At 62.9% G+C, this 12,893-nt stretch carries 12 protein-coding genes; 8 read left to right on the top strand and 4 right to left on the bottom strand.

Going from position 1 to position 12,893, the window contains the following annotated elements; translation table 11 throughout:
* Window positions 1–78 precede the first annotated feature (78 nt).
* The 3 genes from ACFZAI_RS15705 to ACFZAI_RS15695 all read left to right on the top strand — a co-directional run bounded on the left by ACFZAI_RS15705 (window position 79) and on the right by ACFZAI_RS15695 (window position 3,428).
* On the top strand, window positions 79–432 hold the full coding sequence (locus ACFZAI_RS15705) for a hypothetical protein (RefSeq protein ID WP_391567746.1): 354 nt from the start codon (window positions 79–81) through the stop codon (window positions 430–432).
* A 173-nt stretch (window positions 433–605) separates the two neighbouring features.
* Entirely contained in the window at window positions 606–2,609 is a 2,004-nt protein-coding gene (locus ACFZAI_RS15700; protein WP_391567869.1) for a TonB-dependent receptor, read from the top strand.
* Window positions 2,610–2,828: 219 nt separating this feature from the next.
* Window positions 2,829–3,428: a C40 family peptidase gene (locus ACFZAI_RS15695; protein ID WP_391567745.1), complete on the top strand. Its 600-nt coding sequence runs from the start codon at window positions 2,829–2,831 to the stop codon at window positions 3,426–3,428.
* A 109-nt stretch (window positions 3,429–3,537) separates the two neighbouring features.
* Here the strand turns inward: ACFZAI_RS15695 and ACFZAI_RS15690 are convergent, their stop codons facing one another.
* On the bottom strand, window positions 3,538–4,308 hold the full coding sequence (locus ACFZAI_RS15690) for an SDR family oxidoreductase (protein ID WP_054421873.1): 771 nt from the start codon (window positions 4,306–4,308) through the stop codon (window positions 3,538–3,540).
* A gap of 229 nt (window positions 4,309–4,537) precedes the next feature.
* On the opposite strand from ACFZAI_RS15690, the gene ACFZAI_RS15685 reads away from it, so the two are divergent.
* The 5 genes from ACFZAI_RS15685 (at window position 4,538) to ACFZAI_RS15665 (ending at window position 9,502) form a co-directional block, all read left to right on the top strand.
* Window positions 4,538–5,239 carry a c-type cytochrome gene (locus ACFZAI_RS15685; RefSeq protein WP_391567744.1) on the top strand — a complete coding sequence of 234 codons (702 nt, stop codon included), beginning with the start codon at window positions 4,538–4,540 and terminating at the stop codon, window positions 5,237–5,239.
* A complete protein-coding gene (locus ACFZAI_RS15680) occupies window positions 5,236–6,189 on the top strand; it encodes a c-type cytochrome (protein ID WP_391567742.1) in 954 nt (317 codons plus the stop codon). Before ACFZAI_RS15685 ends, ACFZAI_RS15680 begins: the two co-directional genes overlap by 4 nt.
* 115 nt (window positions 6,190–6,304) lie before the next feature.
* On the top strand, window positions 6,305–6,937 hold the full coding sequence (gene gmk, locus ACFZAI_RS15675) for a guanylate kinase (RefSeq protein ID WP_082386951.1): 633 nt from the start codon (window positions 6,305–6,307) through the stop codon (window positions 6,935–6,937).
* Between the two features lie 44 nt (window positions 6,938–6,981).
* Complete coding sequence (gene rpoZ / locus ACFZAI_RS15670; RefSeq protein WP_006219679.1) at window positions 6,982–7,185, top strand: DNA-directed RNA polymerase subunit omega; 204 nt, start codon at window positions 6,982–6,984, stop codon at window positions 7,183–7,185.
* A 22-nt stretch (window positions 7,186–7,207) separates the two neighbouring features.
* Window positions 7,208–9,502 carry a RelA/SpoT family protein gene (locus tag ACFZAI_RS15665; protein WP_391567739.1) on the top strand — a complete coding sequence of 765 codons (2,295 nt, stop codon included), beginning with the start codon at window positions 7,208–7,210 and terminating at the stop codon, window positions 9,500–9,502.
* A gap of 76 nt (window positions 9,503–9,578) precedes the next feature.
* Here the strand turns inward: ACFZAI_RS15665 and ACFZAI_RS15660 are convergent, their stop codons facing one another.
* The 3 genes from ACFZAI_RS15660 to ACFZAI_RS15650 form a co-directional block, all read right to left on the bottom strand.
* Window positions 9,579–10,892, bottom strand: coding sequence for a TRAP transporter large permease (locus ACFZAI_RS15660; RefSeq protein ID WP_391567737.1), 1,314 nt, complete (start codon window positions 10,890–10,892; stop codon window positions 9,579–9,581).
* A gap of 61 nt (window positions 10,893–10,953) precedes the next feature.
* Window positions 10,954–11,463 carry a TRAP transporter small permease gene (locus tag ACFZAI_RS15655; protein ID WP_391567736.1) on the bottom strand — a complete coding sequence of 170 codons (510 nt, stop codon included), beginning with the start codon at window positions 11,461–11,463 and terminating at the stop codon, window positions 10,954–10,956.
* A 57-nt stretch (window positions 11,464–11,520) separates the two neighbouring features.
* The gene (locus tag ACFZAI_RS15650; protein WP_391567734.1) at window positions 11,521–12,531 is read right to left on the bottom strand and encodes a TRAP transporter substrate-binding protein; all 1,011 of its coding nucleotides are present in this window, start codon (window positions 12,529–12,531) and stop codon (window positions 11,521–11,523) included.
* Window positions 12,532–12,893 lie beyond the last annotated feature (362 nt).

The raw sequence follows: 12,893 nt of genomic DNA, 5'->3' as shown, positions 1-12,893 counted from the left end.
GTTCGCGTACACCGGCGTCGCCAACAATAAGGAAACAATATATCATTCCGTTTTTCTAATTTTGGCCCGCCCTGCTCCATGCCGTTTTCGCCAGGCCACCGCCGCAAGACCCCGCCGCGCTTGACGCGGTGGGGCGCGCTGGCTTGGCTGTGCCTGTGCCTGCTGTTGTCCCCGGCGGGCAGCCTGCACCATGCGTTGACGCATCTGGGCGAACCTGCCGCAGCCAGTCAGGACGATGCCCATCCCCATGAAAAGCTGAGGCATTGCGACCTGTGCCAACTCTGGGACTTGCTGGACGCCACGCTGCCGTCTTCGTTCGAATGGACGGCCAGCAATGTCCCCCATGCACGCCCCGCGCCCGCTTTGCCGGCCGGCGCCGTCGCCATCGGCAGCACCTGGTTCCAATCCCGCGCCCCGCCCGTCCAGGGCTGAAATCCGTCGTCTTCCCCTGTTTTCTATCTGCCGGCCTTGAGCCGGTGTCCTGGATTGCCACAATGAATTTCCCCTCCTTCCCAGCCCGGGCAGGCGTGCCGCTGCGCGTCTCGGCCTTGCGCCCCCTGGTGCCCGCGTGCTTGTCCGCCCTGCCCTTTGCAATTGCGTTTGCCATGCCAGCGGCTGCGCACGCGCAATCCGCCGCCAGCGACACGGCGACGCTATCGCCCGTCGTCATTACCGCGAACCCGCTGGGCAGCGATGCGCTGGCCTCACCCACCAGCGTGCTGCAAGGCCAGGCGCTGGACTTGCGGCGCGGCTCCAATCTGGGCGAAACGTTGAACGGCTTGCCCGGCGTGTCCACCACCAGCTACGGCCCCATGGTGGGCCGCCCCATCATCCGGGGGCTGGACGGCGACCGCATCCGCCTGTTGAACAACGGCGTGGGCACGCTGGACGCCTCGTCGTTATCGTTTGACCATGCCGTGCCGCAAGATCCGCTGTCGACGAACCGCGTGGAAATCTTGCGAGGCCCCGCCGCGTTGCTGTATGGCGGCAATGCCATCGGCGGGGTCGTCAACACCTTGGACAACCGCATCCCCACCGAACCCATCGACGGCATCCATGGCGACGTGGGCGGCAGCTACGGCGGCGCCAACAATGACCGCAACGGCGCGGTGCAGCTGGAAGGCGGCGACGGCACCTTCGCGCTGCATGCCGACGTGTTCGGCCGCAAGACGGGCACGCTGCGCATCCCCGGCTATGCCCGCACCGCGCAGCAACGCGCCGCTGACGGCCCGGACGCCGATCAGCCCCAAGGCCGCTTGCCCAACAGCGACGGCGAAGCCAGCGGCGGCGCAATCGGGATGTCGTGGACGGGGGAACATGGCTACGGAGGTTTGTCTTATAGCGGCTACGACGCCAACTATGGCTCGGTTGCCGAATCGGACGTGCGCATCAAAATGCACCAGGAACGCTTTGGCCTGTCGGGCGAACTGCGAGACCTGGATGGCCTGTTCACCAGCGTCAAGCTGAACTTCGCTTACACGGACTACCAGCACAAGGAAATCGAAGACGGCGAAACGGGCACGATCTTCAAGAACCGAGGCTATGAGGCGCGCATCGAAGCGCGCCATGCCGACATCGGGCCGCTGCATGGCGTGGTTGGGCTGCAACTGGGCCAGACGCGCTTTTCGGCCTTGGGCGACGAAGCGCTGGTGCCCACCACCGACACCGATTCCGCCGCCCTGTTCGCGTTGGAAGAATGGACGCTGACCGATCGGCTTACCTTATCGGCAGGCGCCCGCATGGACCACACGCGCTTGAGCCCGGCCGCAGGCGGCAACGACCGCTTCGACGATTCCGGTCGGCGCAGCTTCAACGCCGGCAGCTTTTCGCTGGGAGGCATCTACAAGCTGACCCCGCTGTGGTCGCTGGCCGCCAACGCCGCCTACACCGAGCGCGCGCCCACGTTCTACGAGCTGTACGCCAACGGCCCTCACGCGGCGACCGGCCAATACCTGGTCGGCGACCAGAATCTGGGCAAGGAACGCGCCTGGTCGGGAGACTTGTCATTGCGATACAAGAACGACACCGATCACGGCAGCGTGGGCGTCTTCTACAGCAGCTTCGCCAATTACCTGGCGGAAACCAACACCGGGCGCTATCGCAATGACGATGGCGATGTGGTAGCAGCCGGCAGCGGCGGCGCGCTGCCGGAAGCGCGCTATCAAGGTGTCTCAGCCCGGCTCTACGGGCTGGAAGCGGAAAACGTGACCCGCGTCCTGCAACGCGATGGTCACGCGCTGGACCTCGGCCTGTCGGGCGACTACACGATCTCTCGCAACCGCGACACGGGCCGGTCGCTGCCGCGCATTCCGCCGTTGCGCCTGCGCGTGGCGCTGGACTACGGGTACGGGCCATTTAGCGCCGGGGTCAGCGTGTCCAAGGCGTTCGCCCAGCATGAACATCCTGCAAATGACACGTCCACAGCGGGCTACTACAGCCTGGACGCCAACGTCGGCTACCGGTTCAAGATGACCGGCGTGCAATGGCAAGCCTACGTGCGCGGCATCAATCTGACGAACCAGGACATCCGCTACGCCACCTCTGTCTTACGCGACGTCGCCCCGGAAGGCGGACGCGCGGTGATGGTCGGCTTGCGCGGCAGCTTCTGATTCCGACGATTTTTGCTGCGTCCGTTACGTCGCTCCCTAGGGGCGGCGTAACGAAATCGGGCGAATAATGCTGCATTGCACTACAAATGTAATGAAACTTTATTCCACTATAATTTGGCAGCTTCCAGGGATGAGTCCGTCCTGGAATCGCCCCCTTTCCGCCGGCTTGCCTCTTGAAGGCGAAGCCATGCCGCCCACTCCGATTCTTGAAGTGACGTAATGACGCCGCCCACGCGAAAAGTCCGAATTGCCAATTTCAGCATTCCCGTATTTCTATCAGCGCCCATTCTGGCCCTGACCCTCTCCTGGATACCCGGCGCCGCCCAGGCATCCATTCCCTCCGAGCAAGCCCGCCCGTCGTTAAGCGGCCTGCGCCTGGCGCAAGAGCCCACCGTTCCCACGTTGCGTGAACGTGTCGTGCAAGCCGGCCTGGACGCCATCGGCACCCCATACAGCTGGGGTGGCGACGACGCCGAAGGTTTTGATTGCAGCGGCCTGGTGCTGTATGTGTTCCGCGAAATCGCCGGTTTGGAACTGCCCCGCACCGCGCGCGCCCAGCGCAGCGAAGGGGAATCCGTATCGAACAAAAACCAGCTGCGTCCTGGCGACCTGGTGTTCTTCGCCACGCGCGGCCGGGGTGTGACGTCGCACGTCGGCATCTACATCGGCCAGAACAAATTTGTCCATGCGCCGCGCCGCGGCACCAAGGTGCGCGTGGACGAAATGAAAAACCCCTATTGGACGAAGCGCTATGTCGGCGCGCGTCGCTACCTGGATACGCAGCAGCCGGGCCAGATGTTGGCTCAAGCAACGCCCTAAGGCGTCGCCCAGGCTGTCGTAGCGGCGAAAAAAAGGCGCCTGCCGGGCGCCTTGCGATGGGGGCATCGAAGCCTGCCTAGGAAATATTCCCGGGCAGGCTTTCGCGCGTTCAGCCCCGGCCCACGAAGGGCATGTTCGTCGCCATGATCGTCATGAACTGCACGTTGGCCTCCAGCGGCAGGCGGGCCATGGCGGCAACCGCTTGCGCGACGTGCGCCACATCCATGCGCGGCTCAACCTTGGTGCTGCCGTCCGCTTGCAGAATGCCCGCCGCCATGCGCTCGGTCATGTCGGTCGCGGCGTTGCCGATATCGATCTGCCCGCAAGCAATGTTGTAGGGCCGGCAATCCAGCGAAATCGACTTGGTCAGCCCGGTTACCGCGTGCTTGGTGGCGGTGTAGGCAATGGAGAACGGGCGCGGCGCGTGCGCCGAGATCGAACCGTTATTGATGATGCGGCCGCCTTGGGGCGTCTGCGCCTTCATCACGCGGATGGCGGCTTGGGCGCACAGGAACATCCCGGTCAGGTTGGTGTCGACGACTTCGCGCCACACCGCCACGGGCAGTTCTTCGATCGGCATGGCGGGTGCGCCACGGCCGGCATTATTGAACAGCACATCCAGGCGCCCGTATTCACGCTGCGCCGTATCGAACAGATCGCGCACGGCATTTTCGTCGGACACATCGGTGGGCACCACCAAGGCGCGCACACCATCTTCGCCGGCTGCCGTCCGGGTTGCTTCCAGGGGCTCGCGACGGCGCCCCGCCAACACCACGCGATAGCCCTGCGCCAGCAACTCCAGCGCCACGGCTCGCCCAATTCCGGTACCGGCCCCGGTGACTAATGCCACGCGCGGTGGCTCGATCTCGTTCGAATGCATCGGATTCTCCTTGTTATCAATCGGCGAGATGCTACCGCAATCATTCCGGCGATGCTGCAAGCAAACCTTCCAGCAAAGACACAAATGTTCCAGCCGTACGCAAGCAAAAGAAACGCGGATGTGCACCATCCAACGGCGGATTTCGCGTTGATCTGTCACAAGTCTTTATATAATTTGTGGAAATTAGCTTATTACCCAAAATCCAATAACAAATCGGAGCAGGCAAGCCATGACCCCACGGTCCCTCCCCGCGCTGGTGCTCAGCGCCTTGTTCGCCACGGGCGCAAGCGCCCAAGGCGCGCCAGATGGCAAGCAGATCAGCACGCAAGGCGCGAACGGCGCGCCAGCCTGTATCACCTGCCATGGTGCGCAAGGCGAAGGCAACCCTGCCGCCGGCTTCCCGCAACTGGCCGGCCTGGGCGCCAAGTACCTGACGGAGCAACTGGAAGCCATGGCCAACGGTTCGCGCGTCAGTCCGGTGATGGCGGCAACCGCCAAAGCGCTGGACCCCGCCCAGCAACAGGCCGTGGCGAGCTACTACGCCAGCTTGCCCTCGCCACTGAACCTTGACCGGCTGGCCGCCACGGCCATGCATCCCGTCAAGCCCGCCGACACGGGCGCGTGGCTGGCCACCCGCGGCGCCTGGGACAAAAACGTCCCGGCCTGTAATCAGTGCCACGGCCCTGGCGGCATCGGCGTCGGCCAAAACTTCCCCAGCCTGGCCGGACAACCCGCCGCTTATATCGCGGGCCAATTGCGCGCCTGGCAGCAAGGGCAACGGCCGCCGGGACCATTGGGGCTGATGCCGGCCGTCGCCACCCGGCTGTCCGCCGCCGACATCGACGCCGTCTCCGCCTACTACGCCGGCCTGCCCAAAGCCGCCGACCTGCTTGCCACTCAAACCCCTTCTTCGGACGGAGCCAAGCCATGATCCGCCTTCCCCGCTTCCGTCTGGGCACGGCCAGTATTGCAGCCGGTGTTGCTGCCGGCATTGCCGCCGGTATTGCCTGCACCGCGCCAGCCTTTGCCGCCGAACCCCGGCCCGCTTTCACCCCGCCCTCTGCCGCGTCCTTGCCCGACACCGAATTCGGCAAGATCGTCCGGGAAGGCGAGCAGATCTTCCTGCACACGCCGCAAAAGGCGGGCAAGTTCGTCGGCAACGATCTCACCTGCGCCAGTTGCCATCTGGACGCCGGCCGCCGGCCGGACTCTGCACCCATGTGGGCGGCCTATGTGCTGTACCCCGCCTATCGCGCCAAGAACGAGCACGTCAACACGCTGGCCGAACGGTTGCAAGGCTGTTTCCGGTTCAGCATGAATGGCAAGGCGCCTGCTGCGGACGACCCGACGTTGACGGCGCTGCAAAGCTATATGTTCTGGCTGGCCAGCAAGGCGCCAACGGGCGTCGTGCTGGAAGGCCAGGGCTACCGCAAGCTGCCGGCGCCGGCCCAAAAGGCCGACTACGTGCGCGGCAGCAAGGTCTATGCGCAGTACTGTGCGGTGTGCCACGGCGCCGAGGGCCAGGGGCAGAAGAACGGCAAACACTGGGTCTTTCCCGCGCTGTGGGGCGCTGACTCCTTTAACTGGGGCGCAGGCATGCACCAGATTGGCAACGCGGCCGGCTTCATCAAAGCCAATATGCCGCTGGGCCAAGCCGGCATGCTGAGCGATCAGGAAGCGTGGGACGTGGCCTATTTCATGAACGCGCATGAGCGCCCCCAAGACCCGCGCTACAAGGATTCAGTGGCCGCCACCCGCCAGAAATATCACGACTCGGACGACTCGCTTTACGGCATCGAGGTCAACGGCCACCTGCTTGGCAGCGATGCGCCGCCGCCTGGCGGCAAGCTGCTACAAACGGCGGCCAAACCCGCAGGCTGACCCGGTTCGCACGTTCAAGCATGACAAATCGCACGGCCGGACAGCGGGTTTTCCCCCTGCCGCGCCGCGCGATTTGCTAGACTTCCGGTCTTAGCATCACACGCCGGTCATATTCATGTACGCCAACCCCGGAAACGTCTTCATGGTCGTCGCACCCAGCGGCGCGGGCAAATCCAGCCTGGTGAAGGCCTTGCTCCAGCAAGACCCCTCCATCGAACTCTCCATTTCCTGCACCACGCGCGCGCCTCGTCCGGGCGAAGAAGACGGCCGTGAATACCGCTTCGTGTCCGTCGACGAATTCAAGCGCATGCGCGACGAACAGAACCTGCTGGAATGGGCGGAAGTCCACGGCAATTTCTACGGCACGCCGCGCGACCGAATCGACTTGGCTACGCGCGAAGGCCGCGACGTATTGCTTGAAATCGATTGGCAAGGCGCGCGTCAGGTGAAGCAGCGTTTTCCCGCCGCCATCGGCATTTTTGTGCTGCCGCCGTCGATCGAAGAACTCGAAAGCCGGTTGAAGGCGCGGGGCCAGGATGCGCCCCAAGTGATCGCGCGCCGGCTCATGGCCGCGGGCGGCGAAATCGCCCACGCGCCTGAATGCGAATATGTTATTATTAATCAAGAATTTAGCGTGGCCTTGTCGGAACTGATGCAAATCGTCAGTTCCGCAAGGCTGCGCTTTTCGTCTCAGGCCGCCCGACATGCCGAGTTGTTCGCACAACTTGGTATCCCGGCCGAACACTGAGCCGAACGCATTCTCCCTATCATCCATCAGCACCAGGTGTCCTAATGGCTCGCATTACCGTCGAAGACTGTCTGAATCAAATCCCTAACCGTTTCAAGCTCACGCTGGCCGCGACGTATCGCGCCCGCGAGTTGGCGCAAGGCCATGCCCCGCGCCTGGACAGCAAAGACAAGCCCACGGTCACTGCTCTGCGCGAAATCGCGGGCGGCCTAACCGGCGTGGAAATGCTGCGTAAAGTTCCCACCTGATAGTCTCCGGGGGGCGGCAAGCATGGCTTTTCCCGGGCTGAAGTACGCTTCATCTGGTCTGCTTGCCGCACTACGTGCCGGCTCCCGTCTTGGGCGCCGCACGGGCAAGAAAGACAAAAATCTCCCTACGCCACCGTCCGTCGCCGCGCAAGAAGCGGCGGACGCAACCGCTTCGCCGGTTGCATCGCTGGCGCCGCTGACCGAAATCATCGGCAGCTATCTCGACAAGAAAGATGTAGAGCGCGTGCGCGAAGCCTATCGCTTCGCGGATCAGGCGCATCTGGGCCAATTCCGCGCCAGCGGTTCGCCCTACATCTCGCACCCGATCGCCGTCACTGAAATCTGCGCAGGCTGGAAGCTCGACGTCAACGCGTTGTCGGCCGCCCTGCTCCATGACGTGATGGAAGATCAGGGTATCGCCAAGCACGAGCTCGCAGAACGCTTCGGCCCCGAAGTGGCCGAGCTGGTCGACGGGCTGTCCAAACTGGACCGCCTGGACTTCGCCACCAAGGCCGAGCAGCAAGCCGAAAGTTTCCGCAAGATGCTGTTGGCGATGGCGCGCGACGTGCGCGTCATCCTCATCAAGCTGGCCGACCGCCTGCACAATATGCGCACGCTGGACGCCGTCAATCCAGAGAAACGCCGGCGCATCGCCCGCGAAACGCTGGATATCTACGCGCCCATCGCACATCGGCTGGGCCTGAACCTGCTGTTCCGCGAGCTGCAAGACTTGTGTTTTGCGGCGATGCATCCGAACCGCTATCAGGTGCTGTACAAGGCCGTGCTGGCCGCGCGCGGCAACCGCCGCGAGGTCATCACGAAGATCGCCGATTCGGTGCGGGCGTCATTGCCCGCTGCCGGTATCGAAGCCGAAGTGACCGGCCGCGAGAAAACGCTTTATGGCATCTATCGCAAGATGGTTGACCAGAAGAAGTCGTTTTCCGACGTGCTGGATATTTACGGTTTCCGCGTCATCGTGCACACGCTGCCGGAATGCTATCTGGCGCTGGGCACGCTGCACCAGCTCTATCGTCCGGTGCCGGGCAAGTTCAAGGACTACATCGCCATCCCCAAGGTGAACGGCTATCAGTCCCTGCACACCACGCTCGTCGGCCCTTACGGCACGCCGGTGGAATTCCAGTTCCGCACGCGCGACATGCATCATGTGGCCGAAGAAGGCGTGGCGTCGCATTGGCTGTACAAGGGCGCCGACCTGACGTTGAACGACCTGCAAAAGCGCACGCACCAATGGCTGCAATCGCTGCTGGACATTCAAAGCCAGACGGGCGATTCCGGCGAATTCCTTGAGCACGTCAAGGTCGATCTGTTCCCGGATGCGGTCTACGTGTTCACGCCGCGCGGCAAGATCATTTCGCTTCCTCGCGGTGCGACGCCCGTGGACTTCGCCTACGCGATTCACACCGACATCGGCAACCAGGCGGTGGCGGCAAAGGTCAATGGCGAGTTCGTGCCGTTGCGCACCGAGCTCAATAGCGGCGACACCGTTGAAATCGTTACGTCGCCTGCGTCGCGTCCGAACGCGCAATGGCTGAACTATGTGCGCACCGGCCGCGCGCGCTCCGAAATTCGCCACTACCTGCGTACCGTCAAGTACGAAGAATCGGTGGCGTTTGGCGAACGCTTGCTTAGCCAGGCATTGCAGGAACTGCACATGCCGATGCCGGCCACCGACGACCCCGCTTGGCAAAAGCTTGCGCGCAGCACTGGCGCCAGCTCACGCGAGGAGATCCTGGCGGATATCGGCTTGGGCAAGCGGCTGGCGGCCGTGGTCGCACGGCGTTTCGCGCCCGAGCATCAGCTGGTCGCCACCACCGCGGCCGCGGTGGACGAGCTGACATCCGCGCGCAGCGCACCCATTCTGATCCAGGGCAATGAAGGCCAGGCCGTGCAGTTGGCGCCTTGCTGCGGCCCCCTGCCCGGTGACCCTATCGTTGCCGGCATGCGCATGGGCCATGGGCTGGTGGTGCACACCGCCGACTGCCCCGTGGCCCTGCGCCAGCGCCTGCGCGAACCGGAACGCTGGATCAACGTGGGCTGGGACGCGCACACCGCCAAACACCTGGCCACGCGCCTGGACATCATCACGCGCAACGAACGCGGCGTGCTGGGACGTCTGGCGGCGGAAGTCACCGCGGCGGACGCCAACATCATGCACGTCACGATGCACGACGACGCGGTGTCCACAGTGTCCTTGCACCTGACCATTCAGGTCGACAGCCGCAAGCATCTGGCGCAAGTCATCCGCGCCATCCGCCACGTGCCGCAAGTGCAGAAGATCGTCCGCGTCAAAGGCTGATCTTGTTCTGACGACGCCAAGAAAAATGCCCCGCGAGGAAACTCGCGGGGCATTTTTCTTGGCGTCGCGAATCACGTCAACGCTGTGACATCAAATTCGGCAAGTACGTCACGATGCCAGGGAAGATCGTGATGAGCCCGATTGCGATCACCAGCAACACGCAAAAGGGAATCGACGCCTTGGTGACTCGCCAAATATCCCTGCCCGTCATCGATTGCAGCACGAACAGGTTGAACCCCAGTGGCGGCGTGATCTGCGCAATTTCAATGATGATGACGATGTAGATGCCGAACCAGATCAGGTCAATACCCGCTGCCTGCACCATCGGCAAAATCACCGCGCTGCTCAGCACCAGAATCGAAATGCCTTCGAGAAAGCAGCCAAGCACCAGGAAGAACGCCGTCAGCACCGCCAGCAACATATAGGGCGACAGCGCCATGCTTTCGACCTTGGCCGCCAGCACCTGCGGAATGTTCAAGAAGCCTACCGAAATCGACAAGACCGCCGCGCACGCCACGATGAACGAAATCATGCAAGAGATCTTCATCGCCGACATCAAGCTTTCGCCCAAGCTTTTCAGCGACAGCGTGCCGCCCAGCTTGGCCAGCACCATCGCGCCCACAACGCCCACCGTCGCCGCTTCCGTCGGCGTCGCCAAACCGCCGTAGATGACGCCGATGACCGCCGCAATCAGCAGGCCCACCGGGATCAGCCGGCGCGAGTTCCACAGCTTGGCGCCGAAGCTCAGCGCCGGATCGCGCGGCGGCACTTTAGACGGGTTCAGCAGCGACCACGCGATGACGTAGCCCATGAACAACGCAATCAGCAACAGCCCTGGCAGAATGCCCGCCATGAACAGGCGCGCTACCGATTGCTGGGCCGTGACGCCGTAGACGATCATGATGATTGACGGCGGAATCATCAGCCCCAGCGTGCCGGAGCCCGCCAACGTGCCGATCATCATGCCTTCGTCGTACCCGCGCTTCTTCAGCTCGGGCAAGCTCATCCGCGCGACCGTTGCGCACGTTACGGCAGACGACCCCGCCACCGCCGCCATGATGCCGCAGCCCAGAATGTTCACGTGCAGCAAGCGCCCCGGCAGCCAGCTGACCCACGGCCCCAAGCCCTTGAACATGTCTTCAGACAGCCGCGTGCGAAACAGAATTTCTCCCATCCAGATGAACAGCGGCAACGCCGTCATCGGCCAGCCCCAGCTCGCGTCCCACATTGAAGAGACGATCAGCGATCCCACGGGCGCGTCGGTGAACACCGCCAAGCCCACCACGCCCATCGCCAGCAACGAAATCGCCACCCAGACGCCGCTGGCCAACAGCACCAGCAAAACCACCAGCAACGCCCCGGATGCGATCAGAGTCGAATATTGATCCATGCTTGTTCCTGCATAGGAAGTGAAAGCCGGCGCAACGCCGCCAGCCATGTCGCCCGGCGCATTATTCCAACGCCGCCTCACTGTTCTTGTCGTAGCCCGGCTCTTCGCCGCGGGCCACGGCAAGGGCCGCATCAAGCAGTGCAATCGTCAGAATCACGAGCCCGGCCGCCAATGCCGACTGCGGAATCCAGAACGGGATGGCGAGCAGCCCGGGGCTGATGTCATCGAACTCGAATGACTGCCACGCGAACAGCACCGCCTGCCAGGCGATGTAGCCCATCAACAGTGCGGTAGAAAGGCAGCACCAGAGTTCAACCCCTTTGCGCGTACCGCCGGTCAGGCGGCTGACGATCAGGCCGACGCGAATATGGCCGCCGTCGCGAAAGGTGTAGGCCAGGCCCAGGAAGGTAGAGGCCGCCATGAACAGCCCCGAGATTTCGGTGGAGTCCACCGTGTAGCCCAGCGCGCGGCCGATGATCTGCGCAATGATGCTGATGGCGATACCCGCCAGAAATGCCGCAGCCAGCACGCCGCTAAGCGTGTAGAGGCCGTCAAGAAATTTTCTCAACATGATCTTGTACCGCTCCGGAAGATGCAGAAAAGGCGGGGCGCGCAGCCCCGCCGGCCGCTAGTTGGCGGCAGTTTTGGCTGGCGCCTGGGCGGCCTTGGCCGCCAGGTAGTTGTCCAGCACCTTCTGCTCATCGGGGCTGACGCTCTTGCGCCAGTCTTCGACCATGGTCTTGCCCACTTCGGCCAAGGCCTTCTGCACTTCCGGACCCGCCTGCGTGACCGTGATACCGTTCTTGCGCAGCGTCTCGACGGTGTCTTCGCCCGCCTTGCGGCTCATTTCAAAGCCGCGCTTGGTGGCGCGTTCGCCGGCCGCCAGAACGATCTTCTGCACGTCCGGCTCCAGCGCACGGAACGCCCGTTCATTGATGATGACGACGTTCTTGTTGTGCAGCGTGCCCGTGTACATGAAGTACTTGCAGTTGTCCCACACCTGCGTGTCGATGCCCGTTTGCGCGCTGGTGAACAGCGAATCGATCAAGCCGGTCGCAAACGCCTGCGCCACTTCGGCGAACGGCAGGATGGTCGCCTGAAAGCCCAGCATCTGGCCCATCTTTTGCGTGGGCTGCGAATAGATGCGCAGCTTCTTGCCCTTGAAATCGGCAGGTGCGGAAACGGGCGTCTTGGTGAAGAAGCCCTGCCCTGGCCACGCCACATAGGTGATGGCGCGCAAGCCGTTCTTGCCCAGCAGCTTGTCGAAGTACGGCTTCTGCGCGTCAGTCAGCAACGCGGCTTCTTCGTAGTTCGCGGAAATGTTCGGCAAGCCATCCAGGATGTACATCGGATTTTCGTTGCCATAGACGCCCAGGCGGATTTCACCGGCCTGGATCTGCCCGGCCTGCACGGCGCGCTTGATGGCGTCGTGCTTGACCAGCGTGTCGTTGGAGCGCAAGTCCACCTTCAGCCGGCCTTGGCTTTCGGTTTCGACTTCCTTGATGAACTGACGGATGTTTTGCGTGAAGAAACTGCTTTCCGGATAACCGGAAGCCATGGTCCAGGTCGTGGCGGCAGAGGCCGCAACCATCGGGCAGGCGCAGGCCGCCGTCACCAAGAGCTTGCGTAAGAACTGCATGGAAATCCCCTTGTAGTGGTCTGACGAAGATACTGTTTCCAAGCTGCCGTTTAGCGCGCTGAACGCGACTCGCAATTCATTGTATTCATACAGGTGCCGTCATACAACTCAAAATTACGACCGCCAAGATGGTGCAATTTTAGACACTGATGCACTGTATTTATCCCTTATATAGTGCGTTTTAGGCACATAATGGCGCATCGGCGCACCACCCTGAACAGGTTGCCCAGACATAGGGATTACACGCACCCATATGACAACCTTGGGCCACCTACAATGCGAGACATCCGCCTTACCCAGACGGAACGTTCGCCCTTCGATCCAACACGGAATCCGCGATTTGAACAACACGCCCAAGAAGC

Origin of the sequence: Achromobacter sp. NPDC008082 (genome assembly GCF_042957345.1) — a bacterium.
GTDB lineage: Bacteria > Pseudomonadota > Gammaproteobacteria > Burkholderiales > Burkholderiaceae_B > Achromobacter > Achromobacter kerstersii_A.
Note: the sequence above shows the minus strand (reverse complement) of the source record. Positions and strands in the feature narration are given on the sequence as shown.

Bases quoted from the DNA above. Each gene is read 5' to 3' on its own strand.
- ACFZAI_RS15705 (WP_391567746.1), top strand. From the start codon at position 79: ATGCCGTTTTCGCCAGGCCACCGCCGCAAGACCCCGCCGCGCTTGACG.
- ACFZAI_RS15700 (WP_391567869.1), top strand. From the start codon at position 606: ATGCCAGCGGCTGCGCACGCGCAATCCGCCGCCAGCGACACGGCGACG.
- ACFZAI_RS15695 (WP_391567745.1), top strand. From the start codon at position 2,829: ATGACGCCGCCCACGCGAAAAGTCCGAATTGCCAATTTCAGCATTCCC.
- ACFZAI_RS15690 (WP_054421873.1), bottom strand. From the start codon at position 4,308: ATGCATTCGAACGAGATCGAGCCACCGCGCGTGGCATTAGTCACCGGG.
- ACFZAI_RS15685 (WP_391567744.1), top strand. From the start codon at position 4,538: ATGACCCCACGGTCCCTCCCCGCGCTGGTGCTCAGCGCCTTGTTCGCC.
- ACFZAI_RS15680 (WP_391567742.1), top strand. From the start codon at position 5,236: ATGATCCGCCTTCCCCGCTTCCGTCTGGGCACGGCCAGTATTGCAGCC.
- gmk (WP_082386951.1), top strand. From the start codon at position 6,305: ATGTACGCCAACCCCGGAAACGTCTTCATGGTCGTCGCACCCAGCGGC.
- rpoZ (WP_006219679.1), top strand. From the start codon at position 6,982: ATGGCTCGCATTACCGTCGAAGACTGTCTGAATCAAATCCCTAACCGT.
- ACFZAI_RS15665 (WP_391567739.1), top strand. From the start codon at position 7,208: ATGGCTTTTCCCGGGCTGAAGTACGCTTCATCTGGTCTGCTTGCCGCA.
- ACFZAI_RS15660 (WP_391567737.1), bottom strand. From the start codon at position 10,892: ATGGATCAATATTCGACTCTGATCGCATCCGGGGCGTTGCTGGTGGTT.
- ACFZAI_RS15655 (WP_391567736.1), bottom strand. From the start codon at position 11,463: ATGTTGAGAAAATTTCTTGACGGCCTCTACACGCTTAGCGGCGTGCTG.
- ACFZAI_RS15650 (WP_391567734.1), bottom strand. From the start codon at position 12,531: ATGCAGTTCTTACGCAAGCTCTTGGTGACGGCGGCCTGCGCCTGCCCG.